Origin of the sequence: Pseudomonas sp. EA_65y_Pfl1_P113 (genome assembly GCF_963970525.1) — a bacterium.
GTDB classification, from domain to species: Bacteria; Pseudomonadota; Gammaproteobacteria; order Pseudomonadales; family Pseudomonadaceae; genus Aquipseudomonas; species Aquipseudomonas tritici.
The window spans coordinates 161,561-188,448 of the sequence record NZ_CAXAQM010000009.1 but is presented as its reverse complement, the minus strand read 5'-3'; the positions used below and the strand labels follow the sequence as shown (position 1 = coordinate 188,448).

Here is a 26,888-nt window from a genome sequence, read left to right as displayed (position 1 = left end):
TTGTTCTCCGTCCAAAACCGCTTAGAGATCCAGCAGCCAACTGTGCTGCGGATCGTTATGGAAATGCCAGGCGCGCTTGGGGCCGGCCATCACGTTCAGGTAATAAGATTCATAGCCATACGGCACGCTGACCGGGTGATAGCCCTTGGGCACCAACACCAGGTCGCTGTTTTCCACGGCCATGGCCTGGTCAATGCTGCGATCGTCGGTGTAGACGCGCTGGAACACAAAGCCCTGGGGCGGGTTGACCTGGTGGTAGTAGGTCTCTTCAAGAAAGCTCTGGTGCGGCAGGTCGTCGGTGTCGTGCTTGTGCGGCGGGTAGCTCGACGAATGCCCGGACGGCGTGCGTACCTCCACCACCAGCAGCGAATGGGCCGGCTCGCTGTCGGGCAGGATGTCGCACACGTAGCGGGTGTTGGCGCCTTTGCCGCGCACGCTGCGTTTGCAGTTCTCCGGGCGGATCAGGCGAGGTTCGTAGCCGTCCGCACCCGGCGCGGCGCAGACGGCAATCTGTACGTCGCTCAAGGCGGTGACCTGGGCATCGGTGCCCGGTGGCAGGTAAGCGGCGAACGGCGATTTGTCTTCAAACACGGATTGGCGATCACCCAGGTTCTGCCAGTTGAAGCCTTCGCCTTCAATGTTCACGCGACCGCTGAGCAGCACCAGGCACAATTCCTTATCACCGGCGCTGACCGGCAGGGTTTCGCCCAGGCTCAGCCGGTAAGCGGAAAAGCCCACGTACTCCAGGCGCCCTGCTTCCAGCGCGACCATGGTTTGTCCGTGTTTGCTGCTCTTGACCAACAAGCTCATTTTGCAGTCCTCTCATTCAGCAGGGCATCATTCAGCAGAGTACGTAGGGTGTCGTAACCTTTCTTCGCATAGATATAGCTGGGCGCCACAGCCGGGTCCTGCTCGGCTTCCACGACCAGCCAGCCTTCATAGTTCGCGGCCAGCAACTCATCGAGCAATTCGGCGAAGTCGATATCACCGTCGCCGGGCACGGTGAAGGTGCCGTTGACGATGCAGTCGGGAAAACTCCACATCTGGTTACGCGCCAGTTGCACCACAGGCTTGCGCACGTCCTTGAAATGCACGTGGCAGATGCGGTCGATGTGTTTACGCAGTACCTCCAGTGGTTCGCCGCCGCCCATGTAGCAGTGGCCCGAATCGAACAGCAGGCCGACTTCCGGGCCTGTTCGTTTCATCAACTGGTCGATGTCTTCCGCGGATTCGACGTAGGCGCCCATATGGTGGTGGTACGCCAGGCGCACGCCTTGGGACAGGGTGAAACGCGCCAGTTCGGTGAGCTTGTCGGCGTAATCCTGCCAGGCCTGTTCGCTGTGAAAGCGCGGGCGCTCGATCAGGCGGATGCGCGAGCCCTGGATCGAATCGGCGACTTCGCCGTAGACCAATACATTGGCGCCGTTTTGCTTGAGCAACTCGACATGGCCGGCAATGGCCTCGATTTCTTCGGCCACTGAACGCCGGGCCAGCCGGCTGGAGTACCAGCCGGAGACCAGTGCCAGGTCATAAGGGCGCAGCACATCGCCGACGCCTTTGGCGTCTTTGGGGAATTTGCCGTTGAGTTCGAAGCCTTCGTAACCGATTTCCTGGCCTTCGCTCAAGGCGGTGCTCAGGGGCGTTTCGCCGCCCAGGGCCGGGAGGTCGTCGTTGCTCCAGGAAATCGGGTTGATGCCAATTCGGATTGCGGGCATGGCTGCACCTTTTATTGTTCTTCAAAGTTGCATGGGATCTGCTTTATGTGGGAGCTGGCTTGCCTGCGATGGCATCAACTCGGTGTACCTGATAGACCGAGTTGCCAGCATCGCAGGCAAGCCAGCTCCCACATTTGATTGCATTTCAAGTTGGAAAACGGGTTTAGGTTCGGGCACTTCGCCAGGCATTGATCAGCTGCTCGAACGTGGCCTGGACTTGCTGGATCAGGGTTTCATCATCAATCTCCCCCGCCATCCACGCCCGGCTCGGCTCCTGGAAGATTGTGCGGCCCACGGCAAAGCCTCGGCACGTCGTACTCTGGCTGGCTTGCTGGAAGCCATCGGCGAGACACTCAGCCGAGGCATTCAGGCCCAGCAGCACCACGCCACGGCAGTACGGGTCGCGGTCCTGGATCAGTTCGTCGAGTTTCTTCCAGTCCTCGGCCGACTGCGCCTCAATCTTCCACCACGCCGGGTAGATACCCAGGTTGTACAAGCGCTTGAGGCTGCGATAGAGCACATCCGGGTAAGTGGACGGGTGATCCTTTGGCGGGATGACTTCCAGCAGCAGTTCATGGCCACTGACCAGTGAAGCTTCGTACACCGCCTTGAGTTGCGCTTCCTGTTCCAGGCGCAGCAACGGCTCGTCGTCGGGGTGAAATTGCACCAGGCATTTGATGATTTGCTCCTGGGGCCAGGCGATCAGGTTGCTGCCAATCGAGCGGCCGTGCTCGAACGCCAGTGGACGCGAGTTCTGCACCTCCACCGGACGCGCGATCCACCAGCCACGGCCGCTGGCCGCATTAAGAGCGTCCTGGCCGAAGCGTTGGTCGGCCAGCAGGCCCACATCGGCCTCTATGCCTTGCTCGGCGAGCTTGTTCTCGACGCGTTCGATGGCCTGGATAAACAGCTGCTTGATATCGCTGATGCGCGTTGGGTCCTGGCCACCTTTTTGCGCCAGGTCCACCAACTGCCAACGGTGGTCGAAAGCAAACACGAACAGTTGCTTCCAGGCCTTGCGCGGCACCGAGACGCGGTGCAGGCGTTGCAGGGTCACGTCTTGATCCGGCCGGGTGATCGGCACCGGGCTGTTGAACAGGTACTCAAGCTCGGCAGGCGTCGGCATGGCCGGCGCGCAGGCGTGACGCGATACCACAAGACCGCCGCAGGCATTGGCCAACTGGCTGCAACGCTCATCGCTGGCGTCATTGATCCAGCCACTGAGGAAACCCGACATAAAGGCATCGCCAGCACCGAGCACGTTGAGCACTTCAACGCGCACACCGGGGTAGATGGCGCCGTCTTCCAGTCGCACGGGGATGGCGCCGTGAATCACCGTGCAACCCTGCGGGCCGAGCTTGACCACCAGGGTCGCCGGGGTCAGCTCGCGGACTTTACGCAGTGCGGTGAGCAAATCTTCACTGCCACCCGCGATGAGGAATTCTTCTTCGGTACCGACAATCAAGTCGAAGCGCGGCAGGATTTTCTGCACATGCTGGCTGACGTTCTGGTCGGCGACAAACCGCGTCTCGCCATCCGCCTTGCCCGCCAGGCCCCACAGCACTGGGCGGTAGTCGATATCCAGCACGCGCTTGACGTTGTGCTTGGCCGCATAGTCCAGGGCCTGGATACTGGCCTTGTACACGCCATCGGTGGAGAAATGCGTGCCGGTGATCAGCAGCGCCTTGCTGTTGGCAATAAAAGATTCACTGATGTCTTCGGCGCGCAGGGCCATGTCGGCGCAGTTTTCGCGGTAGAACACCAGGGGGAAGGTTTCGCGGTCCTTGAGGCCGAGCAGCACCAAAGCGGTCAGGCGCTCAGGGTCGACCTTGATGGCGCTGACATCGCAACCTTCGCGGGCCAGGGATTCCAGTAGGAAACGGCCCATGTGGTCATCACCCACCCGGCTCAGCATCGCCGACTTGAGGCCCAACCGTGCGGTGCCAAAGGCGATATTGGCAGAAGAACCGCCGAGGTATTTGGCAAAGCTGGACACATCCTCAAGCCGCGCACCGACTTGCTGTGCATAGAGGTCGACGCCCAGGCGCCCGAGGCAAATCAGATCCAATTGACGCCCACTGGCAAAACGAGTCTGGCCCATGCTGGCTCCTGTTATTTTTATCAGCCTGCGCTGTGCCGTCGTGGTGGCGGCAAACGCTCTTGGTGGGAGCAGACTAGAACGTCCGTCGACGCCAATCAATATTTATTCTAGATATTTTTTCTTTGGAATATTTTTTCCATTAGGCTTGCGCAGGGGCAGCCCAGCGAGACTGCATCGTTTCAGCAGGCCACGGCGGCCGTGATGCGCAGGTATTTTTTTGTGCCTACCCTGTAGACTTGCGCCACTCATCAGCGCATCAGAAGAACCGTCAGAAGGATTGCCCATGTCCCGCACCGATCACGAGCCCGCCCTGGAAGAAACGCCCGCCAGCCCTCCGATCAATGCCGAACGCCTGTTGCAGCTGATCACCGACGAATACGAAAGCCTGCCACGCCAACTCAAACGCATCGCCAGCTACATGAGCCAGCAAAGCGACCGGATCATGGTCGACCGTATCAGCGATATCGCTCGCGAGTGCGAAGTGCACCCGTCGGCCATCGTGCGGTTTTCCCAGCGTTTCGGTTTCAGCGGGTTCAGTGAGATGCAGGCGCTGTTTCGCGAGGCCTACACCCACAAGACCACACCGGTGCAGAACTACCAGCAGCGCATCCGCAGCATGATCGCCAACAAGTCGCAGAAGGCCAGCGGCGGCGACCTGGCGCGTGAGTGCGTCAACGCGACCCTGTCGGGCATCGAGCGCCTGGGGCTGGAACTCGATGACGTGGCGTTCGACAAGGCCGTGGACCTGGTGGTCAACGCCGACAACATCTACGTGGTCGGCGTGCGCCGCTCGTTTGCGGTGGCCGATTACCTGGTCTACAACCTGCAGCACACCAACAAACGCATCCACCTGATCTCGGGCCTGGGCGGCAGCTACCGCGAGCAGATGCGCAGCGTGCGCGCCAATGACCTGGTGATTGCAATCAGCTTTACGCCCTACGGCAAAGAGACCCAGCATTGCCTGCGGATTGCCCAGCTTCATCAGGCCAAAACGTTGATTATCACCGACAGTAACTTGTCGCCCCTGGCCAAACGGGCGAACGCGGTGTTGCTGGTAAATGAGGGCTCGTCGTTTGCGTTTCGTTCGTTAAGCGCCACGTTGTGCCTGTGCCAGGCGTTGTTTATTGCGGTGGCGTATCGTTTGGAGTTGAAGGTGGACGAGATACACGAGCAGGTTGGGTTTGACGACTGACCGCGCTTACGCCACCTGCGCGACGGGATCTGCGCGCGCTCGGCCACGCTGCGCGTGATGGCTGGCATTACAGCAAAAAGCCGCGCCTGTTGGTCAGGCGCGGCTTGGATGAGGCGCGAGCAAAATTACATGAAGATCGCAATCAGGATAATGATCGGGATCGGAATGCCGAGGAACCACAGAAGTAATGAGCGCATGATGTTCTCCTTGAATTAATTAACGGACGAAGTGTTCGGTTTCGACATACACCACGGCATCGCGACGACGACCACCATAAGTTGCAGCGAAACTGGCGAAGAAGGCACCGATCAGCAGGGCAATGAAGGTCCACAGCGACGTATAGGCAGCGACTTTCGCAGCGGTATCGGCGGCTTGCTTGGCTTTGAGCTTGGCGTCTTCAACGGCTTTACGGGCGTCGCCGTAGACCTTGTCGATACGCGCCTCGGCATCAGCCTGGCTGAGGTTGGTGCGCTGGCTGATCAACTGGGCCAGGTAAGCACGGTCTTCAGCGGCCAGTTGGCCGTCGTTGCTCAGGGTGCGGGTGAAGATGCGGGCGACCACGCCATGTGCAGCGTCGTCACCGACGGCCACCGGGCGATCATCGCGAAACAGGCTGTCGACGTAGTAGTCGAAATCACCGCCGCTGACACCCTTGGCTGCACTGCCGGCGGCCTGGGTCATGCCACTGGCCGCGCCGGCTGCAACGCTGGCACCGGCTTTCACGCCACCGCTCACCACACTGCCGACCGAGCCGACCACCAGTACTGCGGTAATCAGCGTGGCGACGGCCCAGGCCAGGAAGCCATGGGCGGTGTCGCGAAAGTACACCTCATCGCCGTGCATATTCGCCCACTTCACGCGCAACCGGCCGGCGATGTAGCCGCCTAGCCCGGACGCGACGATCTGGGTAAAGGCCAGCCAGATAATCGTGGAAACGCCAAGGCCCTTGGCGCTGATGCCGCTGTCAGCCCACGGCGACACCGCCGAAAAGCCCAGGCCGAAGCCCAGCAGTACCAGGATCAGCGACAGTGCAGCCGCCGCCGCCGCCCCAGCAAAAATCGCGCCCCAGGAAACCCCGGAGCGCGTGCTCGACTCTTGTAGCGTGGATGAGGATGTAATCATTATTTTTTGCTCCCGGCAGGAAAAATGGTGTTGCAAGTCTCAAAAGGGGCAGTGCAGGCAGCGTGCCAGTCGACATGGAATTTAATATCTTTGTAAATCAGTAGCTTAAGTAATTTGAACTTACGAAAATCATGCAAGTTGCAAGCATTGATCGTTTGAGGCGGGCGTTATGCATTCCATCGTTCGCGGCCATAAAATCTGTGTCAGTTTTGCCAAGATGACTTTTTATTTAGTAAGCGTTCAGCCATTTCTTGGCAAAATGCCCACACTTCTAGTGTGAATCGCTCACCAGGTAATCCTATGACCCGTATTTTGACCATCGAGGATGATGCCGTAACAGCCCGCGAGATCGTCGCCGAGCTGAGTAGCCATGGACTGGATGTAGATTGGGTGGACAACGGCCGCGAAGGCCTGGTCCGTGCCGTGAGTGGGGATTACGACCTGATCACTCTCGACCGCATGCTGCCGGAACTCGATGGCCTGGCCATCGTCACCACCCTGCGCACTATCGGGGTGTCGACACCGATCCTGATGATCAGCGCCCTCTCCGATGTCGATGAGCGTGTGCGCGGCCTGCGCGCCGGGGGTGACGACTACCTGACCAAGCCGTTCGCGTCCGACGAAATGGCGGCGCGCGTCGAAGTGCTGCTGCGGCGCAAAAGCACGGTCAAGGAATTCGAAACCGCCCTGCGCGTGGCCGACCTGGAACTGAACCTGATCAGCCGCGAAGCCAGCCGCGCCGACCAACCGCTGAGCTTGCTGCCCACTGAATACAAACTGCTCGAATTCCTGATGCGCAACACCGGGCAGATCCTGTCGCGGATGATGATCTTTGAAGAAGTCTGGGGCTATCACTTCGACCCGGGCACCAACCTGATCGACGTGCACATCGGCCGCCTGCGCAAGAAGATCGACCCACCGGGCCTCACGCCGCTGATCCGCACGGTACGAGGTTCCGGTTATGTCATTGCTGAACCCATCTAAGGGCTGGCGCTCTTCCAGCAGCCGCTTGCTGGCGCTGTACAGTTCGTTGTTCGTGGCCTGGAGCTGCATCCTGATGGGGGTGCTGTATTACGAGGTGTCGGGTTACCTGAGCGACCTGTCGCGCCACTCCCTGATGCAGCGCCAACACTTATTCCAGCGCTTCGACGGCGAAGAACTGGTGGAAGCCCTGACCACCAGCATGACCTTCGACATGAAGGGCGTGGACGCCTATGGCCTGTTCGATGAGCAATTCCGCCCGCTCAGTGGACCGATCCGCGCAGTGCCGCCGGACCTGCCCTTGGACGGCAAGATCCACGCCCTGGTCAATTGCGTCGAATCCGACGACCCCAAGCTGCCCAAGGACAGCTGCGACGCGGTGGCCACCCACACCGAAGACGGCCGTTGGCTGGTGCTGGTGCGCGCCAACGGCTCGCTGTTTGGCGTGACCCGGATCATCTGGCATGCCCTGCTCTGGGCCCTGTCGTTGACCATTATCCCAGGCGCGGCTGGCTGGCACTTGCTGCGCCGGCGCCCGTTGCGGCGGATTCGCGGGATCCAGGCCAGTGCCGAAGCCATCGTCGCCGGTGACCTCACTCACCGCCTGCCGCTGTCAAACCGGCGCGATGAGCTGGACATGCTCGCGGCCATCGTCAACGCCATGCTCGACCGCATCGAGAAGCTGATGAACGAGGTCAAGGGCGTGTGCGATAACATCGCCCACGACCTGCGCACGCCGCTGACGCGCCTGCGCGCGCAGCTGTACCGCATCAAGCAGGAGGCCGAGGCGGAGTCGGGCTACGCAGTGAAACTCGACGACGCGATTGCCGAAACCGACACGCTGATGGCGCGCTTTCGCGGGCTGTTGCGCATCTCGGAGCTGGAAGACCACCAGCGCCGCTCCGGCTTTCTGGTGATGGACCCACTGCCACTGCTGCGTGAACTGCACGACTTCTACCTGCCCCTGGCCGAGGAAGGCGAATTGCAGTTGGTGCTCGACACCCCAGAGTCCCTGCCCTGGATCACCGGCGACCGCGCGCTGCTGTTCGAAGCCCTGTCCAACTTGCTGAGCAATTCGATCAAGTTCTCCCCGCCGGGCGGCGCAGTGATCTTGCGCGCGGTAAATGACGCGGGCAGCACACGCATCGAAGTCCACGACTCCGGGCCCGGCATACCACTGGCAGAACGTGCGTCGGTATTCCAACGCTTCTATCGCGTGGATGAAAGTGACCAACAAGGCGGGTTCGGGTTGGGTTTGTCGATTGTGGCGGCGATCATCAACTTGCATGGGTTCAAGTTGGACGTGGGTACAAGCGAACAAGGCGGTGCCAGATTGGTGCTGGAATGCCGCCAGCAGCTCATGCCCAAAGCCTGAGATTCACACCGATCAAAAATGTGGGAGCGGGCTCGCTCGCTCCCACATTAGATGTGCAGTGCTTGGCAGATCAGGCCGGGAAGTTGACCCGCAATGCCTCAAGCCCGCCGCTGTAAACACCCGCGAACAGTTCTTCCACCGCCGCATCCGTGGTGCCTGCCGCCGGCGTAAACACCCCGGACCAGGTCACTTTCGCCGACGACTCGCTCAACGCCTCAACCTGCAACGTCGCCAGGTACGCACTCACCGGAAACGGCGATTGCTCAATGGTGTAGCTGTACGTACGCCCGACGTTATCAAACGCCTGCAAACGCTCCACGATCTGGCCACCGTCAGCGGTTTGCAGGTGACGCACGCGGCCGCCCTCGCTCGGCTCGCTCTTGACGATAAGCGCCAGCCAGTCCGGCAGGCTGTTGAAGCCGCCAATCAATTGCCAGACCTGATCGGCCGATACCGGGATTTCAATCACAGAAGAGGCTGTTGCCACAATAAATACTCCAGAAAATGAAAAAAATCAGATCGCCATGCTGTCGACCACCCCCCCATCGACCCGCAACGCGGCACCCGTGGTGGCAGACGACAGGGGTGAAGCAATGTACGCCACCAGGTTGGCGACTTCATCCACATTCGCCGCACGCTGGATGATCGAGGTCGGCCGCGCGTTACGCACAAATACGTCCGCCTCGTCCCGCGCACTGCGCCCGGACTTTTGCGTCGCGTCCTTGAGCATCTGCTCCAGGCCGTCGGTGAAGGTCGGGCCCGGCAGCACAGCGTTGACCGTCACACCGGTGCCCGCGAGGCGCTTGGCCAAGCCATGGGACACCGCCAGGTTGGCGCTTTTGGTCACGCCGTAATTGATCATATCCGCGGGCGTCGCCACGCCGGTTTTACCCCGCAGATCCCCATGGAAGCCAGCGAGCCGTTTACCGCATTGGGTTTGGTTGCCTCAGGGCTGGGCGTGGCGATGGTGCAAAAAGGCCTGAGCCGCAATGCACCGCCCGGCGTGGTGCTGCGGGAATTGCCATGGTTGACCTACACCACCCCGTTATGGGCGGCGTGGCATCGGATCAACCTGCGGCCATTGGTGGAAACCTTCCGCAAAGTGCTCACCGAACCCAAGGGCTGATGGAGTTCGAAATGTGGGAGCAAGCCCGCTCCCACATTTGGCTCTTTATCCGGCTTGGGATTTTAAGAAGGTTGCCATTAGTTGGTTAACCCGCTCTGCCGCCTCCAACTGCACCATATGCCCCTGCCCCGGCACTATCTCAACCTGGGCTTGCAATCCCTCGGCATGCCTGGCCGGGATGATTGCATCCTCACTGCCCCAGATCACCAAACTCGGCTGGCGGCCCACCACGTTGCGCACATCAATCATCTGCCGCCCACCCTCAAACAGCTTTTGATTGAGCTGCCGCAATGCCTGGTCCACGCCTTCCAACCGCTTGAACTTGAGCATGTCCTCCAGCATCTGCCGCGTCACCAACGCCGGGTCGCTGAACAGTTGAGTCAACTGTGGCTTGAGCGCATTTCGATTATTGGCCTCGGCAAACCCTTGTAGGTAATCGCCGTTGATATCCGGACCCAGGCCGGCGCTGGCGATCAGGGTCAGCGAAGCGACACGCTCGGGTGCCTGGCTGGCAAGCGTCAGTGAAACCAGCCCACCCATGGAATGCCCGGCCAGGTGCACGCGGTCGAGATCGAGGTGGTCAAGCAGGTCCAACACCGCCTGGCTCAACTCCTGCGCATCGCCGCTTTGCAGGTGTTTGCCCGACTCGCCGTGCCCCGGCAGGTCCAGGGCGATCACGCGGCGCTCGGCGGCCAATGCCGGTTGGTTGAACAGCCAGTTGTTCAAGTCACCGCCAAACCCATGCACCAGTACCAAGGGTGTGCCGCCTTCGCCCAGGTCGAGATAGCGCAGCAAGCGCCCGCCTATTTCGACCTTTTGCGCACTCGGCCCGGCTGCTTCGGCCTCGGCGCTGCTTGAGACAAACCCGGCGTTGAAGCTTTCGATCACCGCATCGATCTGGGCCTCGGTGGCCTCGCCTTCCACCACAATCCCCAGCAATGCGCCTACCGGCAAGGTCTCATCGCTCAGCGCCAGCACCCTGCGCAACACACCACTGAAGGGTGCTTCGACACTGCTGGAGATCTTGTCGGTCTCCACGTCCAGCACTTCCTCGCCCTTCTCCACTCGGTCACCGGGCTGCTTGAGCCAGACGTCGATGCGGCCCTCGGTCATCGACAGCCCCCACTTGGGCATGGTCAGGGTATGGATCATGCGGCATTCCTCTTGTCAGCGATCTTCAGCACAGCGGCCTCGATCTTCGCGGCGTTGGGGATGTACAAGTCTTCCAGCGCGTCGGAAAACGGCACCGGCGTGTGCGGCGCGGTGACCATCTCAATCGGCGCGCGCAGGGAGGCAAACGCCCGCTGGGCGACCAAGGCACTGATATCGGTAGCAATGGAACAGCGTGGGTTGGACTCGTCGATCACCACCAGCCGCCCGGTTTTTTCCACGCTTTCGAGAATGCTGTCTTCATCGAGCGGGCTGGTAGTGCGCAGGTCCAGCACTTCGCAGTCGATGCCCTGGCGGGCCAGGTTGGCGGCGGCTTCCAGGGCGATATGCACCATGCGCCCGTAGGTCACCAGCGTCACGTCTTTGCCTTCGCGCACGAAGTTGGCTTCGCCGAAGGGCACCGTATACAGCTCCTCCGGCACCTCACCTTGCAGGCTGTAAAGCATCTTGTGCTCGAGGAAGATCACCGGGTCATTGTCGCGGATCGCCTGGATCAACATGCCCTTGGCGTCATAGGGCGTGGCCGGGCACACCACCTTGAGGCCGGGGATGTGGGTCCACATCGAAGTGAGCATCTGTGAATGCTGGGCCGCCGCACGCAGGCCCGCACCGTACATCGCGCGGACCACCAGCGGCGTAGTGGTCTTGCCGCCGAACATGTAGCGGAACTTGGCGGCCTGGTTGAGCAATTGGTCAAGGCAGCAGCCGATAAAGTCGACGAACATCAATTCGCACACCGGGCGCATACCTCGAGTGGCGGCGCCGACCGCCATGCCGACGTAACCGACTTCGGACAGTGGCGCGTCGAGTACACGGTCAGGAAACTCCGGGTACAGGCCTTTGGTCACGCCGAGCACACCGCCCCAGGCATCCTGTTCGCCAGGGGAACCGGTGCCGCCGGACACGTCCTGGCCGATGATGAACACGCTCTGGTCACGGCGCATTTCCTGGGCCAGGGCTTCGTTGATCGCCTGCTGATAGCTGATTTTGCGAGCCATAAAGTTCTCTCCACGTAGTTGTTGTTATTAGCGGTAGGCGACGTAGACATCGCTGAGCAGGTCGACGGCCTGCGGCTTGGGATCGGATTTGGCCAGGCGGACGGCGTCTTCGATCAACTGTGCAACCTCACCGTCAATGCGTTCGAATTGCGCGGCATCCAGCCAGCCTTCGGCGCTGCAGCGTTGGCGGAACAGCGCCAGGCAATCCGCACTTTCCCGCAGTTTTTTCACTTCATCCGGGCCGCGATAGGTTTGCGCATCACCTTCGAAGTGGCCGTAGAAGCGGCTTAATTTCACTTCAACCAGCGTCGGCCCGTCGCCTTTGCGCGCTCGCTCCACCGCGACGCCCAGCGCCTCATGCACGGCGAAGAAATCATTGCCATCGACGATCACGCCCGGCATGCCAAACCCCACAGCGCGTTCGGCAATGTCCTTGCACGCCACCGACCAGCCGGAACCGGTGGCCTCGGCATAGCCATTGTTTTCGGCGACGAACAGGCACGGCAGTTTCATGATCGAGGCCAGGTTCATCGCTTCGAACACCGCGCCCTCGTTGGAACCACCGTCGCCAAAAAACGCCACGGCCACGCCCTGGCTGCCCTTGAGTTTGGAGGCCAGCGCCGCACCTGCGGCCAACGGCGCACCGGCACCGACAATGCCATTGGCGCCGAGCATGCCCTTCTCCTGGTCGGCGATGTGCATGGAGCCGCCTTTGCCGCCGCACACGCCGGTTTTCTTGCCATAGATCTCGGCCATCATGCCGAACACATCCACGCCCTTAGCGATGCAATGGCCGTGGCCACGGTGGTTGGAGGCGATGCAGTCTTCATCGTTGAGGTGGGCCATGACCCCCGCCGCGCTGGCTTCCTGGCCGGCGTAGAGGTGCACGAACCCGGGAATCTCGCCGGTGGCGAATTCCACGTGCAGGCGTTCTTCAAAATCACGGATGGTGCGCATCACGGTGTAGGCATGCAGCAGTTGATCGGTGGACAGGTGAGTGGACATCTTGTTGTTCTCCAGGTTGTCTCGACACACAAAAGGCTGGCTGCGGCCAGCTACAAGGGCATTCAGCACAGGCTGTGCCAAGCCCCCGTAAAATCTCGCAAAGCATTGATCCAGAGCAGTGCGTTGGCGTTGTGCGGGTGCGACTTGCCATCGCAGAATGAGACGGCGCATTGCACAGTGAACGGCGTGTCTCAGGCCGTTTGAGACGCTGCGTCTCATCCCTGGCAGTTGGTCAGTCCCTGCTTGTCCCACCCGACGCATGCGCGCTTAATGGCGGGCATAACAACAAAGACCGAGAACCGGAGGCCTTATGCTCGCCGCGAACTCCAGGGAGCACGTCGACTGCGTCAGTCGCGTGGTCCGCAATGCCGATCGCCTGCCCCAGGCGCCGGTGCCGTCGCTGATTTTCGATTCGTGGCGGCGGTCCATGGAGCAACACCACCTGGACCCCGGTTCCCTGCAGGGCCCGCGCATCCTCAGCGAACCCTTGCTCAAGGAATGCCGCGAGCGCGCCGAACTGTTCATGCGCATCGCCAGCGAAGAAGTCGGGCAACTGCACCACCGCGTGCGCCAGGCCGACTACTGCGTGATGCTCACCGACGCCCAGGGCCAGACCATCGACCACCGCGTGGACACCTCGATACGCACCGACTGCCGTAAGGCCGGCCTGTACCTGGGCACGTGCTGGTCGGAAGCTGAAGAAGGCACGTGCGGCGTGGCCACGGTGCTCACCAGCAAGTCCGCGGTGACGGTGCACAAGCGCGACCACTTCCGTGCGGCATTTATCGGCCTCACCTGCTCCGCCGCACCGATCTTCGACCCTCAGGGCAACCTGCTCGGGGTGATGGACGCCTCCGCGCTCAAATCCCCGGATGACCGCCGCAGCCAGCACCTGGTGCGGCAGATGGTGGCGCAGAGTGCCGAGGCCATCGAAAACGCGTTTTTCATGCACAGCGCCCGCGAGCATTGGGTGCTGCAAGCCCACAGCACGCCCGGCTATGTGGACAGCCAACCCGACCTGCTGCTGGCCTGGGACCGAGACGGTCGCTTGCATGCCCTCAACAGCAAAGCGCGCCAGGCCCTGCGCCTGCGCTTTGGCCAGGTGCCGGAGCACATCGGTGAAGTGTTCGACCTGGATGCACTGCGCGCAGTGACCGACCAATCGGCCCAGCAACTGCACTGGATTGGCGAGCCTGGCGCCCTGCATGTACGCGTCAATGCACCGCGACGCAAACCGGCGCGTGCGGCGCTGATCCCGCTGGTCGACGCGCGCGTGGAAGAGCACTTGCGCCTGGCCGTGCGGGTCAAAGACCGCAACCTGCCCGTGCTGGTGCAGGGTGAAACCGGTGCCGGCAAGGAAGTCTTCGCCCGCCAACTGCATGCGCGCAGTGCCCGTTGCGATGGGCCGTTTGTGGCGGTGAACTGTGCGGCGATTCCAGAGAACCTGATTGAAAGCGAGTTGTTCGGCTACGTCGCCGGCGCGTTCACCGGCGCCTCCAGCAAAGGCATGCCGGGTCTGTTGGTACAGGCCGATGGCGGCACGCTGTTCCTGGATGAAATCGGCGACATGCCCCTGTCCTTGCAGACGCGCCTGCTGCGCGTGATGGCTGAGGGGGAAGTGGCCCCGCTGGGCGCGGCGAAAACCCGCGCGGTAGATATCCAAGTGATCTGCGCCAGCCACCGCGATCTATCGGTGTTGGTCACTGAGGGCAGTTTTCGTGAAGACCTGTACTTTCGCCTCGGCTGCGCGCGTTTCTGCCTGCCGCCCCTGCGCGAACGTACCGACAAACTGGCCTTGATCAATCGTTTGCTGGAGCAGGAAGCGCGCAACAGTGGCGTCGCGGTGGGCATCGGTCAGGCAGCGCTGGAATTGCTGCTGGGTTACGCCTGGCCGGGCAACGTGCGGCAATTGCGGCATGTGCTGGCGTATGCCTGTGCGGTGTGTGAAGGCGGGACGTTGCAGGTGGCGGATCTGCCGGTGGAGGTGCGAGGGGATCAGGTTGAGGCGCGGGTGGAAGATAACGTGAGCCCGGAGCGGCAGGTGGTGCTAGATGCGTTGATTCGGCATCGTTGGAAGCCGTTGCCCGCGGCGCAGGCGCTGGGCATTTCAAGGGCTACCTTGTATCGCCGGGTCAATCAACTGGGTATCAATATGCCCGGAAAAGCACTGACGTAACGCGAACAAAATGTGGGTTTGCTCGCGAATGCGGTACATCAGTCACAGAAGAGTCGACTGAACCACCGCTTTCGCGAGCAAGCCCGCTCCCACATTGGATCTCAGCGGTAGACCAGGCCGCCGTCAATCAGCGGAGCTTGCCCGGTCATATAGTCCGAGTCCGGCCCTGCCAGATAAGACACCAACCCCGCCACATCCTCCGGCGTTTCTGCGCGGCCCAGAGCAATCCCATCCACATACTTTTTGTACGTCGCCCCCACTTCAGCCCCGGTAATCTCGGCCATGCGCTTGTCGATCTCGACCCACATATCGGTGCCCACCACACCCGGGCAGTAGGCATTCACCGTGATCCCGGCGCTGGCCAGTTCCTTGGCCGCCGCCTGGGTCAAGGCGCGCACGGCAAATTTGCTCGCCGAGTACACGCCGAGCAGCGCAAAGCCTTCATGGCCTGCGATGGAGCAGGCATTAATGATCTTGCCCTTCTGCCCCAGCGCCTTGAATTTCTTGCCGGCAGCCTGGATACCCCAGAGCACACCCTGCACGTTGATGCCCAGGGTGCGTTCGACCTGTTCCTGGCTGACATCCAACAGTGAGTCGATCTGCGCGACCCCGGCGTTGTTGACGATGATGTCGAAGCCGCCCAGGGTCTGGTGCGCGTGTTCCACCGCCGCCGCGACTTGCTCACGCTTGGACACGTCGGCGACAAACACCGAGGCCTTGCGTCCCAACGCCACGATGTCGGCAGCCAGCGCTTCGAGCTTGGCGCCATTGATGTCCACCAGGGCGATGTCGGCACCGTCCTGTGCCAGGCGCAGGGCGATGGCCCGGCCAATGCCCTGCCCGGCGCCGGTTACCAACGCAACTTTTCCAGCGATACTCATGGCTATCTCCTGCAAATGATGAGGGAAGCCTTGTCTATCGCAGGTGCACCTTGGCCTGTCGAGGCGCAGACGGTTCGGCGGGGAGGTTGAGACGGGTTGTCTCAAGCCGCGAACCATTCTCGAAAACTTGTAAAAGTGCGCGGTTATGCCTAGTTTATGCGCCCCCCCGCCCTGCGCTTTAAGGCCTTGCCCCCATGGTTTTGCGTTTTCGTCCCGTCGTCACCTCACGTTTCGCCCTCGGTTTGCTACTCAGCGGCGGCATCGGTAACAACCTGGCGGCTGAATTTGAACTGCCGGCGGTGAAGGTTCAGGGCCAGGATGAATCCGGCTACCGCAGTGAAACCGCCTCGGTGAGTGGCGTCGATAACGCGCCGCTGCTGGACACCCCGGCGTCGATCAGCGTGATCAACGCCGCCCTGATCAAGGACCAGCAAGCGCGCCTGCTCAGTGAAGTGCTGCGCAACGACGCCTCGGTGGGCGACAGCTATGCGCCCATTGGTTATTACGAAAACTTCGTGGTGCGCGGCTTCTCGCTGAACGCAGCCAGCAGCTACAAGATCAACGGTCGTACCATCACCGGCGAGCAGAACGTCGCCCTGGAAAACAAGCAGCAGGTGGAAGTGCTCAAAGGCCTGGCGGGTCTGCAAAGCGGGATATCCGAGCCGAGCGGCGTGATCAACTACGTGACCAAGCGCCCGGAAGATGTGCGCTCGGTGACCGTCTCCACCGACGATCGCGGCAGCGGCTACATCGCCACCGACGTCGGCGGTTGGTTTGGCAGCGAGCAGCAGTTCGGCCTGCGCGCCAACGTGGCCCATGAAGACCTCAATGCCTATGTCGAACACGCCAATGGCCAGCGCGATTTCGTTTCCTTGGCCTTCGACTGGAACATCAGTCCCGATGCGGTGCTGCAACTGGATGCCGAATACCAGGACAAGCAACAGCGCTCGGTGCCGGGTTACCAGTTGTTGGGCGGCACTGAGGTTCCACACGACGCCTCGCCGAAAAAACTGCTGGGGCACCAAAGCGGGTCCAGGCAGGTGGGCATTGAATCACTGAACCTCAACGGCAAGTTTGAATACCGTTTCAGCGACCAGTGGAAAGGCAGTGTCAGTGCCGCCCGCAGCAAAGTGGTGATCGATGACTACAGTTCGTTTGCCTGGGGTGGCGCCACCCGCGGCGTGGGCAACACCTTTACGCCCGAAGGCAACTACGACATCTACGACTACCGCAGCCCGGACGACACCCGTCGCGACGATGAAGTACAGGCGGCAATGACCGGGCTGTTCGACACCGCCGGCCTGGGCCATGAACTGACCGTTGGCACCAGCGCGTTTCGCCGCGTGATCGACAAGCGCACGCCAGTCAACGCGTGGATCGGCAGCAGCAATATTAACGCCGACGCGCCGACCTTTACACCGACTGACGTCCCATTGAACGACAGCCATCGCAACCTCGACAGCCGCCAATACGGCCTGTTTGTCAGCGACCGCATTCGCTTCAACGAGCACTGGCAAACCCTTCTCGGCGGCCGTGAAGTGCGCCTGGATGAGCGCGCCTTTGACGATAACGGCAATGAAGCCCGCCACACTCAACGGTATGTGTTCCTGCCACAGGCATCGGTGATCTTCAAGCCGGTGGACAACCTCTCGCTTTATACCCGCTACAGCAAGGGCCTGTCCCTGGGCGGCACCGCCCCCTGGTACGCCAGCAACGCCAATGAAACCCTGGCCCCGACCACCTCACGGCAAATCGAAGCCGGGGTGAAGTACGACTGGCGCCGCATCAGCTTCGCCGCCGCCGTGTTCCAGACCCGCCAGGCCTACCAGTACGCCCAGCCGGACGGGGCAGGCAACTTCACCTATGTGCAGCAAGGCGAGCAGAAGAACACCGGGCTGGAGTTGTCGGCCAACGGCTGGGCCACCGACCGCCTACAGATTGCAACCAGCGTGGCGGCGATTCGTGCGCGGGTCACCGGCAGTGGCACGCCGGAGTACGAAGGTCACCAGGCGATCAACGTGCCCAAGCTGCGTGCCAGCGTGTATGCCGACTATGCCCTGCCGTGGGTGAACGGCCTCGCGGTGCTGGGTGGCGTGCAATACAGCGCCAAGAAGTCCGCCAACCGCACCGGCAAGGTGGAAGTGGGCGATTACGCGGTGGTGAATGTGGGTAGCCGCTACACCACCAAGGTGGACGGCTATGAGACGGTGTTCCGCCTGAGCGTCGACAACCTGTTCGACAAGCGCTACTGGCGAGACGCGGGCGAGTACATGGGCGATGACTACCTGTTCCAAGGCGCGCCATTGACGGCGCGCCTGAGTGCCTCTGTCAATTTCTGACGGGTTACTTCGGCATCTTGCGCAAACCTACTGCCAGGCGGCTCCAGCTGTTGATGGTGGCGATGGCCACGCTCAGGTCGACTTGCTCCTGGGCGCTGAATTGGCCGGCCAACGCGTTGAAGTCTTCATCCGGGGCGTGGGTCTGGCTCAGCAGGGTCAAGCTCTCGGTCCAGGCCAGCGCGGCGCGCTCACGCGGGGTGAAGAACGGTGTTTCACGCCAGGCCGACACGGTGTACAGGAGGCGCTCGGTCTCGCCCCCTTTGCGCGCATCAGCGGTGTGCATGTCGAGGCAGAAGGCACAGCCGTTGATCTGCGAAACACGCAGGCGGATCAGCTCCAGCAATGGCAGCTCGATGGACCGAGTGCCGACGGCGCCTTCCAGGGCGAGCATGGCTTTCATCGCGTCTGGCGAGGCGGTGTAGAAATCGGTACGGGTTTGCATGGTATTGCTCCGCAACGGTGGGGTTGGTGGCTAGGTTAGTCACCGGGGGGTTGGGGAGGAATATCCAATTTTGGGGAAGAATGGGTGACCAATTTTCTTTGGGTGGGGGGTGAGTACATATCCGTTATTTGGGTGATGGCTGATATGGGTTCCGCTCTTACAGCGGCTCACTCTTGAAAAGCGCAAAAGTAAGCAAAACGCTCTTGCCCCACCACTCGGTGTCTCGCCTAGGATCGACATGCCCTCACTCCGGCCCACGCTCCAAAGCCGGAGTGAGGGCACACCGAGCCTAAGCGAGGTGCCGAGTGTTGGGGCGAGGACCTTTTGGTTACTTTTGGGTCCTTCCAAAAGTGACCCGCCGTAAGGGCGGAACCATAGGAGGCCGTTACGCAAATAACGGATATGTACCCAGAAGGTCAAACCACCCGAGCCATATGCTCCCCAATCCTCCCCCTCAACCACCGCTCCGCCGGGTCATTGTCATGCACCCCGCTCCACACCATCGACAACTCCGCCGCCTCGATCGCAAACGGCGGATCCTCCGCCCGTAACGCCGTGCCCTCGGTCAACGCACACGCCGCATAATCCGGCACCGTCGCGATAATCTGCGTGCCCGCCAGCAACGCGCGCAACCCGCTGAACTGTGGAACCGCCAGCACCACCCGCCGCGCCCTGCCAATGCGCGCCAGGTCCAGGTCGATATTGCCGCTCAAGTCCCCGGAAAAAGACACCATCGCATGGGGCCGGTCACAGTAGTCATCCAGGGTCAGCGGCTTGGCGCCGTCGTCCCCACGCAGGACCTTGCACGGGATGTCTCGCAGTTTCTTGCGCTTGGCATTCGCCGGCAGTTCGGTGGTGTAGCTCACGCCAACGGATATCTCACCACTGGCCAGCAACGATGACATCAGCAAGTAATTAGCCCGGCGCACCACCACGATGATGCCTGGGGCCTCTTCGCGCAGTTGGCTGAGCAGTGGCGGGAACAGGCCGAACTCGGCGTCGTCGGAAAGGCCGATGCGGAACACCGCACAGCTGGTGGAAGGATCAAAATCCTTGGCACGGCTGACCGCGCCGGAAATGGTGTCCATGGCCGGTTGCAACTCCTTGAGTATCGCCAGCGCACGTGGCGTGGGCTCCATGCCCCGTCCGTTGCGCAGCAGCAACGGGTCGTCGAACAAATCGCGCAGGCGCCCCAGCGCCGCGCTGACCGCGGGTTGGCCCATGAAGAGTTTTTCGGCGACCCGGGTCAGGTTCTTCTCGAACATCAGCGCTTCGAAAATCACCAGCAGGTTCATGTCGACGCGGCGCAGGTCGTTGCGGTTCATGGTGGTATCCAAACGATTGGAAAGCCTACAGATAAACACACAAAGCGCTATTGGGATTGCATGGCTGTGCTGTCTTTTCCAGGCCGATACCTGACGAAATTAACAACGATTAACTCGTCAGCCGGGCGGCCCGGCAACAAGATTAACGGCGTCCACACTGCATCCATTCAACGGGAACGCTCCCATCTACTGCGGATATTTGTCATGGCCCGGCTCGAGCAATATGCCCCTCGTTTATCCGCCACCGGTGGCTTATGCCCCCGGCGCGAGCGTATCGCCAAGCAGTTGATCCTGGCCAATCTCGGCGAAAGCCTGGCCATTGCCGACCTGGCCCAGGCCTGTGCGTTGTCGCGCAGCCATTTCTCCCGCGCCTTCAAGTGCACCACCGGGCTGTCGCCGCAGGAGTGGATCCGCCAACAGCGCATCCAGAGAGCCAAGGAATTGATCACCAGTTCCTCCTTGAGCCTCACGCAAATCAGCCTGGAGTGCGGGTTTTGCGACCAGGCGCACTTCTGCCATATGTTCACCCGCAGCGAGGGCGTCAACCCGATGACCTGGCGAAATCACCACTCGCGCCCCAAGCCTCAAGTGATCGCGGCCTAGTGGTCTGTACGGACCTGGAATATGCTGGCCGCTCCCCCCTCCCGAGCATGGCCACCGATGAGTGACCTCAGCGATCAAGCCGTGCATTTCGGCCCCTACCGCATCCACCCGCGCCAACGCCTGGTGCTGGAGGCGGGTCGCCCGTTGCGCCTGGGACGGCGGGCAGTGGATATCCTGCTGATCCTGCTGGAGCAGGCCGGCAATGTGGTGAGCAAGCAGGAACTGATCGCCCGGGTCTGGCCGAAAAGCGTGGTGGAGGACGGCAACCTGCGCGTGCACATGGCGGCGTTGCGCAAGGCCTTGGGCGACGGCCAGGCCGGGCAGCGCTATATCGTCACTGTGGCCCAGCGCGGCTACAGTTTTGTTGCGCCACTGAGCATCGAACCGATGACGATACCCACCGACGGCGCTCCCCAAAGCCCGTGCCACAACCTGCCCTTGCGCCGCACCCGGATGATCGGCCGCCATGCCCTGATCGACAGCCTGGTGCAACAACTGCCCGAACAACGCTTCATCACCCTGACCGGCACCGGCGGTATCGGCAAGACCACTGTCGCCTTGCGCGTGGCGGAATTGCTGATCGGACATTACCGCGATGGTATTCGCTTGCTCGACCTGGCGCCGCTGAGCGCGCCGTCGATGATCCTGCCCAATCTCGCCGTCCTGCTCGACCTGACCCACGTCGAGCACGAACCATTGGCCACGTTCGCCCGCAGTTTGCAGGAGCGCCAGTTGCTGCTGGTGATCGACAACTGCGAACACCTGCTCGATGACATCGCCCTGATCAGCGAAACCTTGCTGCGCCACGCGCCCAGGCTGAACATCCTGGCCACCAGCCGCGAGGCATTGCGCGCCGAGGGCGAGTACGTGCAGCGTCTGGAACCCCTGGCCTGCCCGCCTGCCACCGGTAACCGCGCCCAGGCGCTGGGCTACCCGGCCCTGCAATTGTTGATCGAGCGGGCCATGTCCCATCAGGACAGTTTTGAACTGAGTGAAACCGAACTGCCGCTGGCGATTGATATCTGTCAGCGTCTGGACGGCATCCCCCTGGCGATCGAACTGGTGGCGGCGCAAATCGAACGCTTCGGCCTGCCCGGGCTACTGGTGCAGATGGAAGACAACTTCCGCCTGCTCACCCGTGGCCGACGCAGTGCGCTGCCGCGGCATCAGACCCTGCGCGCCACGCTGGACTGGAGCTTTGACCTGCTGACCGCCTGCGAGCAAGTCTGCCTGCGGCGCCTGGCGGTGTTCCGGGGTGGGTTCAGCCTGGCGAGCGCCGCGGCGGTGATTGCCGGGGAACAGGTGGCGCCGGCTGAGGTGCTGGGCTCGATCACGCAATTGGTGGCCAAATCCTTGCTCAATGTGGAGGCCGGTGATGACGAGATGGGCTATCGCCTGCTGGACATCACGCGCACCTACGCCCTGGAAAAACTCAGCGTTGCCCATGAGCTCGACGCCACGCGCGAGCGCCATGCAGCGCGCTGCCTGGCACTGATGGAACAGGCGCGCGGCGATTGGGAGCTGATCGCGACCCAGCCCTGGATCGACCGCTATGCGCCGCTGCGCGAAGACGTCCGCGCCGCGCTCGACTGGGGGCTCGCACCGGGCGGTGAAAACCTGCTGGCTATCCGCTTGACGGTCAGCGCAATGCCGCTCTGGCAAGAGTTATCGTTGCTCCGGGAACACGGTTTGTATGTGGGCAAGGCGCTGGCATTGATTGAGCAGGTCCGTACACCCTGCACTCAGTTGAAGATGCAACTGCAATTGGCGCTGGGCAGCCTGTCTTACCACGCCATGGGGGCTGCTCCCCAGACTATCGCGGCCTTTGTCGGGGCTCAACGCCTGGCTGAGGAGCGCCAGGATGTCGCTGGCCAAATGCGCGCCATCTCCGGGCAAATGGCGGTGAACTTGTGCGCAGGCCGCTATCGCCAGGCGCTGGCGCAGAGCATGCAATTTGATCGCCTCGACCCACGCACCGACCCGCTGCTGGGCTTGAGCGCCCAACGCCTGCGGGTATTGGCGCAGCACTACAACGGCAATCAGGCACTCGCCCGGCATAACGTCGAACAATTGATCCAGCGCATGGCGCACAGCGGCCACCTCAACCGGTTCGCCCACGGGATTGGCGTGCAATACGACCAAAACGTTGCCTCCCTGACTGTATTAGCGCGAATCCTCTGGCTGCAAGGTTTCCCCGAGCAAGCCTGGCGTACCGCCAGCCAAGCGTTGGAACTGGCGCTGCAAATCAATCATGGCACCTCCATCTGCTACACCCTGGCCCTGGCAGGCGTGATGATCGCCCGCTACAACGGTGAAGAGGACAACGCCCAGACGCTGCAGGCACTGTTGCAGGAACACGCGCACAAGCATTCGGTGCTACTGTTCCAGACTTGGGCGGGGCACTACGCCGGCATCCTCGGGCATAAAGACTGGCAAGGCTTGGGGCTGATCGAGGACATCCTGATCACGCTGGGTGCACACTCGGTCGATGAGCCTGCCTTCGAACGTGCACGCACAGGCAGCGCGGGCTGGTGCGCGCCGGAAATTCTGCGAGTACGCGCCGACAGCATGGCGGATACCCACGCGGCCGAAACACTGCTGCACGATGCTCTGGCGATGGCGCACCAGCAAGGCGCGCTCGCCTGGGAGCTGCGTTGCGCGACATCATTGGCGCAGCTGTGGCTGCCCCAAGGTCGCGAGCAAGCTTCGCGCGACCTGTTGAGTTCAACCTACGCGCGATTCACCGAAGGCTTCGCCACCCAGGACCTAGTTCGCGTACGCAGCCTGCTCGACGAGCTTGAGGACAAACGGCCGGCCTGAAAACGGTCCCAGGTAATGTCCATAACCCTGCTGCAAACGCGTCACCTGCTCCGGATCGCGCAGTTGTGCCAAGGCATAGCTGCGCACGCAATTGAGCAGACGGTAACGCGGGTTGCCGGGGCCGGGTTCGAGGGTCAGCAACGACATGCCGACAAGACGCCCCAGCAGGTAGGACAGATCGGCGTGTTCCAGCTCGGTGCCGGCGACCAGTTCACTCAAGGTGGGCAAGGTCACCGCCATCTTGAACAACCCCAATTGCAGGAACAGCCAGCGCTCCGGCAGGCTGAGGCGCTCGCAGGTCCAGTCGAGGGCGGCGGTCAGGGATTGGTGACGTTCCACTGCCGTACGGCGGCCGCGGGTCAGCACTTGCAAGCCCCTGCACAGTTGCTGCTGCAGACCGCGCACACCCAGGGCGTCCACTTGAGCGGCTGCCAGTTCCAGGGCCAGGGGAATGCCATCCAGGCGTCGGCAGATATCCCGCAGCGGCACCAGGTCCTGGGGCCGCAACACAAAGCCCTGTTGACTGGCACGCCCGCGGGCGACGAACAACTGCACGGCCGGGTAGGCCATCGCCTGTTCAACACTGCTCAGTGCCGACGGTGCAGGCACCGCCAACCGGGGCACGCGTTGCACCCATTCGCCGTGAACTTGCAGGGCCTCACGGCTACTCACCAGCACACTGACTTGAGGCGCTGTTTCGCGTAGCACCCGCACAAGGTGACGGCACGCGCCGAGCAAAAGGTCGGCGCCGTCGAGCACCAGCAACAACTGGCGGGAGGTCAATTGACGGCTCAACTCGGTAGCGCTGGCGCCCGTTTCAAGGTTCAGCGCGGTGGCCAGGTGGCGCAGCATACTCATCGGCGCTTCCACAGTGGCCAGATCGACCCACCACACACCGTCCCGATAGCGCGGCAATACACGTTCGGCCAGCGCCAGGGCCACGGTGCTCTTGCCTACGCCGGCGCACCCGGTGAGGGTCATCAGGCGCTGCCCCGACAGGCGCCGCACCAGCACACCCAACAGTTCATCGCAGCCAATCACAGGGCTGAGCCGTGCCGCCAGATTGTGCCGGGGCAGCACGGCGTGTACCGCGCCCTGTACAGGTGCTGCGAAACAGTAGCCGCGCTGCGGGTCGTTGAGAATGAAGCGTTGCCCATCGAGGGCGCGACGCAGTGCGGCGATGTGCACGCGCAAGTTGTTTTCTTCCACCACGCTCTTCGGCCAGACCCGCTCGATCAGGGTGGCCTTGCTGATGTACTGCCCCGGCGCCTCGAGCAGCGCCGTGAGGATATCCAGCGCGCGTCCGCCCAGAGGCACCGGCCAGCCAGCCTTGCTGACCAACCGCTGTTGCCGGTGAAAGACATAGGCGCCGAAGCGGACCGTGCCATCAGCGTCAATCGCCAGAGGATTATTCATGTGGGTAATCGCGCTGAAACACCCGGCCTTGGGCGTTTGCGCATCCTTTTCCATGGGCTTGACGCTATCTTGCCAGTTGGCGATGACAGGACAATGCTGGAACGGGGAGCGACACGGACAATCGAGTGCGCGAGACGGACATTCTGCCGTTAACTGAACTGCTGTCGGTATTGGGTCGGGTTGAGGCCCAGTTTCTCACTGAACAAAAAGCGCATATGCCGCACGCTGCCAAAGCCTGCGTGGAAAGCCACGGTCTTGAGCGGCAGATCGGTGGATTCCAGCAACTGCCGGGCGCGGTCGATGCGTGCACCTTGCAGGAACGCCATGGGCGTCATCTGCACATCCTTGGCAAACACCCGCGCAAAATGGCGTGCGCTCATGCCGGCCAGCTCGGCCATGGACTCGATGGTGAAGGGTTGCTCCAAATGCTCCAGGACATGGTTCTGCACGCGGGTAATCGCAGTTTCCTGGGGCGCAACCGCTGCTGTCATCGGGCTGAACTGTGCTTGGCCGCCCTGGCGCTTCATCACCACCAGCAGCACCTTGGCCACGTCCACCGCGACTTGCTTGCCATGGTCCTGGGCGACCACCGACAGCGCCAAGTCGATACCGGCCGTGACGCCACCCGAGGTCATCAAGCGCCCGTCCTGCAAGTAGATTCGATCCGTCTCGACAATCGCCTTGGGGAACGCCCTGATCAGCCGTTCGGTGTAGTGCCAATGGGTCGTCACACGGTGCTCGTCAAGCAGGCCTGCATGCCCCAGCACGAACGCCCCGGTGCATATCGAGCCGAAGCGCCGCGCCCTCGGGGCAGCTGCCTTGAGCCACCGCAACAGCACGGGGTGGCATTCGTTATAGGCACCGGGCCCGCCGGGCACCAGCAGCAGATCGTAGGCATCCTGGGCCTGATCCAGCAGCAGATCGGTCTGCACCATCACGCCGTTGGAAGCACGCAGCGGGCCGGGCTCGGTGCCGATGGTGAGGATCTGGTAGTGCGCCGCTACCGGCAGGTAGCGGTTGGCAATGGAGAACACTTCGAGCGGTCCGGCCATGTCGAGCAGGAGAAAGTCCGGAAACAGCGCCATGACCACGGTTTTCATTTGGGAAAAGATCCATCAAAAAGGAAACGGCGGACATTATGCCATGCCTGCAACTGTCAACTTATAAGAGACAGTTATTCAGAATTCACCTTCTTAATCAATCAGACATTAACCATTAACCTCTTTCTCAACGACGGAGCCCTGCATGTCGCAGCCCGCTCCCACTTGAGGACAAGACCATGCTGACCCTTCGCAAAGCTTCCGAACGCGGCGCCGCCAATCACGGTTGGTTGAAGTCGTTCCACACCTTCTCGTTCGCCAGCTACTGGAACCCGAATGAACAAGGGTTTTCCGACCTGCTGGTGATCAACGATGACCGCGTCGCCGCTGGCAAAGGCTTCGGCCAGCACCCACACCGCGACATGGAGATTTTCTCCTACGTGCTCGAGGGCGCCCTGGAGCACAAGGACACTCTGGGCACCGGCTCGGTGATCCGCCCTGGCGATGTGCAACTGATGAGCGCCGGCAGCGGCGTGGCCCACAGCGAGTTCAACCACAGCCAAAGCCGTGGCGTGCACTTCCTGCAAATCTGGATCGTGCCCGCAGTGGCCGGTGCCGAGCCGCGCTACCAGCAGGAGCACTTTAGCGAGGCGCAGAAACGTGGGCGTCTGCAACTGATCATCTCGCCAGAGGGCAACGACGGCTCCCTCAGCGTGCGCCAGGACGCACGGGTGTATGCCGGGCTGTTCAACGGTGACGAAGCCGCAACTCTGGACCTGCCGCCGGATCGCCACGTGTACATCCATGTGGCCCGGGGCAGCGTTGAAGTGAACGGCCAGCGCTTGCAGGAAGGCGATGGCGCTCGGGTACGGGATGAGCGGCAGCTGCGCCTGAGCCAGGGTGAAGACGCCGAGGTGCTGGTGTTCGACCTGCGCCCCCAGGAATTGCCGCAGATGCCATGACCGGCCCCGCGATGGCCCGGCAACACGAGCCATCGCTGGCGTCGATAGTCACCATCAGCCCAATGAAGTTCTCTTAAAAAATGCAACGCGTACCATCAA

22 protein-coding genes and 2 pseudogenes are annotated in these 26,888 nt (G+C 61.9%); 9 read left to right on the top strand and 15 right to left on the bottom strand.

Going from position 1 to position 26,888, the window contains the following annotated elements; all coding sequences use genetic code 11:
• Window positions 1-21: 21 nt before the first annotated feature.
• The 4 genes from iolB to AACY52_RS11455 form a co-directional block, all read right to left on the bottom strand.
• On the bottom strand, window positions 22-810 hold the full coding sequence (iolB, locus tag AACY52_RS11470; RefSeq protein WP_339560503.1) for a 5-deoxy-glucuronate isomerase: 789 nt from the start codon (window positions 808-810) through the stop codon (window positions 22-24).
• Window positions 807-1,715, bottom strand: a complete 909-nt coding sequence (gene iolE, locus AACY52_RS11465; protein ID WP_339420435.1) for a myo-inosose-2 dehydratase — start codon at window positions 1,713-1,715, stop codon at window positions 807-809. Before iolE ends, iolB begins: the two co-directional genes overlap by 4 nt.
• Before the next feature lie 163 nt (window positions 1,716-1,878).
• Window positions 1,879-3,816 carry a 5-dehydro-2-deoxygluconokinase gene (iolC, locus tag AACY52_RS11460; RefSeq protein WP_339428475.1) on the bottom strand — a complete coding sequence of 646 codons (1,938 nt, stop codon included), beginning with the start codon at window positions 3,814-3,816 and terminating at the stop codon, window positions 1,879-1,881.
• A 102-nt stretch (window positions 3,817-3,918) separates the two neighbouring features.
• Window positions 3,919-4,101 carry a hypothetical protein gene (locus AACY52_RS11455; RefSeq protein ID WP_339420433.1) on the bottom strand — a complete coding sequence of 61 codons (183 nt, stop codon included), beginning with the start codon at window positions 4,099-4,101 and terminating at the stop codon, window positions 3,919-3,921.
• On the opposite strand from AACY52_RS11455, the gene AACY52_RS11450 reads away from it, so the two are divergent.
• Entirely contained in the window at window positions 4,100-5,008 is a 909-nt protein-coding gene (locus AACY52_RS11450) for a MurR/RpiR family transcriptional regulator (protein WP_339420432.1), read from the top strand. The two genes, AACY52_RS11455 and AACY52_RS11450, sit on opposite strands and share 2 nt — an antisense overlap.
• Before the next feature lie 216 nt (window positions 5,009-5,224).
• Here AACY52_RS11450 and AACY52_RS11445 read toward each other — a convergent pair whose 3' ends face one another.
• Complete coding sequence (locus AACY52_RS11445; protein WP_339420431.1) at window positions 5,225-6,130, bottom strand: hypothetical protein; 906 nt, start codon at window positions 6,128-6,130, stop codon at window positions 5,225-5,227.
• 300 nt (window positions 6,131-6,430) lie between these two features.
• On the opposite strand from AACY52_RS11445, the gene AACY52_RS11440 reads away from it, so the two are divergent.
• Window positions 6,431-7,114 (top strand): response regulator transcription factor, encoded by a 684-nt coding sequence (locus AACY52_RS11440; RefSeq protein ID WP_065876088.1) that lies wholly within the window; start codon window positions 6,431-6,433, stop codon window positions 7,112-7,114.
• Window positions 7,092-8,486 (top strand): HAMP domain-containing sensor histidine kinase, encoded by a 1,395-nt coding sequence (locus tag AACY52_RS11435; protein ID WP_339420430.1) that lies wholly within the window; start codon window positions 7,092-7,094, stop codon window positions 8,484-8,486. The genes AACY52_RS11440 and AACY52_RS11435 overlap by 23 nt, the downstream gene beginning before the upstream one ends.
• A gap of 70 nt (window positions 8,487-8,556) precedes the next feature.
• On the opposite strand, the gene AACY52_RS11430 is transcribed toward AACY52_RS11435, so the two are convergent.
• Both AACY52_RS11430 and AACY52_RS11425 read right to left on the bottom strand, forming a co-directional pair.
• Window positions 8,557-8,973, bottom strand: a complete 417-nt coding sequence (locus AACY52_RS11430; protein WP_339560502.1) for an SRPBCC family protein — start codon at window positions 8,971-8,973, stop codon at window positions 8,557-8,559.
• Between the two features lie 27 nt (window positions 8,974-9,000).
• Window positions 9,001-9,375: pseudogene (locus AACY52_RS11425) on the bottom strand (SDR family oxidoreductase); the annotation flags it as partial.
• On the opposite strand from AACY52_RS11425, the pseudogene AACY52_RS11420 reads away from it, so the two are divergent.
• Window positions 9,364-9,612 (top strand): annotated as a pseudogene (locus AACY52_RS11420) (LysR substrate-binding domain-containing protein); the annotation flags it as partial. The pseudogenes AACY52_RS11425 and AACY52_RS11420 overlap by 12 nt on opposite strands.
• 45 nt (window positions 9,613-9,657) lie before the next feature.
• Here AACY52_RS11420 and AACY52_RS11415 read toward each other — a convergent pair.
• The 3 genes from AACY52_RS11415 to AACY52_RS11405 are packed head-to-tail and all read right to left on the bottom strand — an operon-like array spanning window position 9,658 to window position 12,785.
• Window positions 9,658-10,764: an acetoin dehydrogenase dihydrolipoyllysine-residue acetyltransferase subunit gene (locus AACY52_RS11415; protein WP_339420428.1), complete on the bottom strand. Its 1,107-nt coding sequence runs from the start codon at window positions 10,762-10,764 to the stop codon at window positions 9,658-9,660.
• Window positions 10,761-11,780, bottom strand: coding sequence for an alpha-ketoacid dehydrogenase subunit beta (locus tag AACY52_RS11410; RefSeq protein ID WP_049708736.1), 1,020 nt, complete (start codon window positions 11,778-11,780; stop codon window positions 10,761-10,763). The genes AACY52_RS11415 and AACY52_RS11410 overlap by 4 nt, the downstream gene beginning before the upstream one ends.
• A 27-nt stretch (window positions 11,781-11,807) precedes the next feature.
• The gene (locus AACY52_RS11405; RefSeq protein ID WP_339420427.1) at window positions 11,808-12,785 is read right to left on the bottom strand and encodes a thiamine pyrophosphate-dependent dehydrogenase E1 component subunit alpha; all 978 of its coding nucleotides are present in this window, start codon (window positions 12,783-12,785) and stop codon (window positions 11,808-11,810) included.
• 310 nt (window positions 12,786-13,095) lie between these two features.
• Here AACY52_RS11405 and AACY52_RS11400 point away from each other — a divergent pair, with 310 nt between their 5' ends.
• Entirely contained in the window at window positions 13,096-14,961 is a 1,866-nt protein-coding gene (locus AACY52_RS11400) for a sigma-54-dependent Fis family transcriptional regulator (protein WP_339560501.1), read from the top strand.
• 101 nt (window positions 14,962-15,062) lie between these two features.
• Here AACY52_RS11400 and AACY52_RS11395 read toward each other — a convergent pair whose 3' ends face one another.
• Window positions 15,063-15,842, bottom strand: a complete 780-nt coding sequence (locus AACY52_RS11395; RefSeq protein ID WP_339420425.1) for an acetoin reductase — start codon at window positions 15,840-15,842, stop codon at window positions 15,063-15,065.
• Window positions 15,843-16,036: 194 nt separating this feature from the next.
• Between AACY52_RS11395 and AACY52_RS11390 the strand changes: the two genes are divergently transcribed.
• Window positions 16,037-18,181, top strand: a complete 2,145-nt coding sequence (locus tag AACY52_RS11390) for a TonB-dependent siderophore receptor (protein ID WP_339560500.1) — start codon at window positions 16,037-16,039, stop codon at window positions 18,179-18,181.
• 4 nt (window positions 18,182-18,185) lie between these two features.
• Here the strand turns inward: AACY52_RS11390 and AACY52_RS11385 are convergent, their stop codons facing one another.
• Together AACY52_RS11385 and AACY52_RS11380 are read right to left on the bottom strand one after the other, a co-directional pair.
• Entirely contained in the window at window positions 18,186-18,623 is a 438-nt protein-coding gene (locus AACY52_RS11385; RefSeq protein ID WP_339560499.1) for a carboxymuconolactone decarboxylase family protein, read from the bottom strand.
• A 416-nt stretch (window positions 18,624-19,039) separates the two neighbouring features.
• The gene (locus AACY52_RS11380; RefSeq protein WP_339560498.1) at window positions 19,040-19,948 is read right to left on the bottom strand and encodes a LysR substrate-binding domain-containing protein; all 909 of its coding nucleotides are present in this window, start codon (window positions 19,946-19,948) and stop codon (window positions 19,040-19,042) included.
• A 204-nt stretch (window positions 19,949-20,152) separates the two neighbouring features.
• On the opposite strand from AACY52_RS11380, the gene AACY52_RS11375 reads away from it, so the two are divergent.
• Together AACY52_RS11375 and AACY52_RS11370 are read left to right on the top strand one after the other, a co-directional pair.
• A complete protein-coding gene (locus tag AACY52_RS11375; protein ID WP_339420421.1) occupies window positions 20,153-20,551 on the top strand; it encodes an AraC family transcriptional regulator in 399 nt (132 codons plus the stop codon).
• Window positions 20,552-20,608: 57 nt separating this feature from the next.
• Window positions 20,609-23,371: a winged helix-turn-helix domain-containing protein gene (locus AACY52_RS11370; protein WP_339560497.1), complete on the top strand. Its 2,763-nt coding sequence runs from the start codon at window positions 20,609-20,611 to the stop codon at window positions 23,369-23,371.
• On the opposite strand, the gene AACY52_RS11365 is transcribed toward AACY52_RS11370, so the two are convergent.
• Complete coding sequence (locus tag AACY52_RS11365; protein ID WP_339436546.1) at window positions 23,318-24,841, bottom strand: winged helix-turn-helix domain-containing protein; 1,524 nt, start codon at window positions 24,839-24,841, stop codon at window positions 23,318-23,320. The genes AACY52_RS11370 and AACY52_RS11365 overlap by 54 nt on opposite strands.
• Before the next feature lie 95 nt (window positions 24,842-24,936).
• The gene (locus AACY52_RS11360; RefSeq protein WP_339420418.1) at window positions 24,937-25,887 is read right to left on the bottom strand and encodes a GlxA family transcriptional regulator; all 951 of its coding nucleotides are present in this window, start codon (window positions 25,885-25,887) and stop codon (window positions 24,937-24,939) included.
• 179 nt (window positions 25,888-26,066) lie between these two features.
• Between AACY52_RS11360 and AACY52_RS11355 the strand changes: the two genes are divergently transcribed.
• Window positions 26,067-26,789 (top strand): pirin family protein, encoded by a 723-nt coding sequence (locus tag AACY52_RS11355; protein WP_339457391.1) that lies wholly within the window; start codon window positions 26,067-26,069, stop codon window positions 26,787-26,789.
• Window positions 26,790-26,888 lie beyond the last annotated feature (99 nt).

Excerpts from the sequence above, each read along its gene's own strand:
- AACY52_RS11365 (WP_339436546.1), bottom strand. The coding sequence starts at position 24,841 with ATGGAAAAGGATGCGCAAACGCCCAAGGCCGGGTGTTTCAGCGCGATT.
- AACY52_RS11370 (WP_339560497.1), top strand. The coding sequence starts at position 20,609 with ATGAGTGACCTCAGCGATCAAGCCGTGCATTTCGGCCCCTACCGCATC.
- AACY52_RS11445 (WP_339420431.1), bottom strand. The coding sequence starts at position 6,130 with ATGATTACATCCTCATCCACGCTACAAGAGTCGAGCACGCGCTCCGGG.
- AACY52_RS11450 (WP_339420432.1), top strand. The coding sequence starts at position 4,100 with ATGTCCCGCACCGATCACGAGCCCGCCCTGGAAGAAACGCCCGCCAGC.
- AACY52_RS11390 (WP_339560500.1), top strand. The coding sequence starts at position 16,037 with ATGGTTTTGCGTTTTCGTCCCGTCGTCACCTCACGTTTCGCCCTCGGT.
- AACY52_RS11360 (WP_339420418.1), bottom strand. The coding sequence starts at position 25,887 with ATGAAAACCGTGGTCATGGCGCTGTTTCCGGACTTTCTCCTGCTCGAC.
- iolB (WP_339560503.1), bottom strand. The coding sequence starts at position 810 with ATGAGCTTGTTGGTCAAGAGCAGCAAACACGGACAAACCATGGTCGCG.
- AACY52_RS11400 (WP_339560501.1), top strand. The coding sequence starts at position 13,096 with ATGCTCGCCGCGAACTCCAGGGAGCACGTCGACTGCGTCAGTCGCGTG.
- iolE (WP_339420435.1), bottom strand. The coding sequence starts at position 1,715 with ATGCCCGCAATCCGAATTGGCATCAACCCGATTTCCTGGAGCAACGAC.
- AACY52_RS11410 (WP_049708736.1), bottom strand. The coding sequence starts at position 11,780 with ATGGCTCGCAAAATCAGCTATCAGCAGGCGATCAACGAAGCCCTGGCC.
- AACY52_RS11385 (WP_339560499.1), bottom strand. The coding sequence starts at position 18,623 with ATGCAAACCCGTACCGATTTCTACACCGCCTCGCCAGACGCGATGAAA.
- AACY52_RS11455 (WP_339420433.1), bottom strand. The coding sequence starts at position 4,101 with ATGGGCAATCCTTCTGACGGTTCTTCTGATGCGCTGATGAGTGGCGCA.
- AACY52_RS11395 (WP_339420425.1), bottom strand. The coding sequence starts at position 15,842 with ATGAGTATCGCTGGAAAAGTTGCGTTGGTAACCGGCGCCGGGCAGGGC.
- AACY52_RS11380 (WP_339560498.1), bottom strand. The coding sequence starts at position 19,948 with ATGAACCGCAACGACCTGCGCCGCGTCGACATGAACCTGCTGGTGATT.
- iolC (WP_339428475.1), bottom strand. The coding sequence starts at position 3,816 with ATGGGCCAGACTCGTTTTGCCAGTGGGCGTCAATTGGATCTGATTTGC.
- AACY52_RS11415 (WP_339420428.1), bottom strand. The coding sequence starts at position 10,764 with ATGATCCATACCCTGACCATGCCCAAGTGGGGGCTGTCGATGACCGAG.
- AACY52_RS11440 (WP_065876088.1), top strand. The coding sequence starts at position 6,431 with ATGACCCGTATTTTGACCATCGAGGATGATGCCGTAACAGCCCGCGAG.
- AACY52_RS11375 (WP_339420421.1), top strand. The coding sequence starts at position 20,153 with ATGGCCCGGCTCGAGCAATATGCCCCTCGTTTATCCGCCACCGGTGGC.
- AACY52_RS11355 (WP_339457391.1), top strand. The coding sequence starts at position 26,067 with ATGCTGACCCTTCGCAAAGCTTCCGAACGCGGCGCCGCCAATCACGGT.
- AACY52_RS11435 (WP_339420430.1), top strand. The coding sequence starts at position 7,092 with ATGTCATTGCTGAACCCATCTAAGGGCTGGCGCTCTTCCAGCAGCCGC.
- AACY52_RS11405 (WP_339420427.1), bottom strand. The coding sequence starts at position 12,785 with ATGTCCACTCACCTGTCCACCGATCAACTGCTGCATGCCTACACCGTG.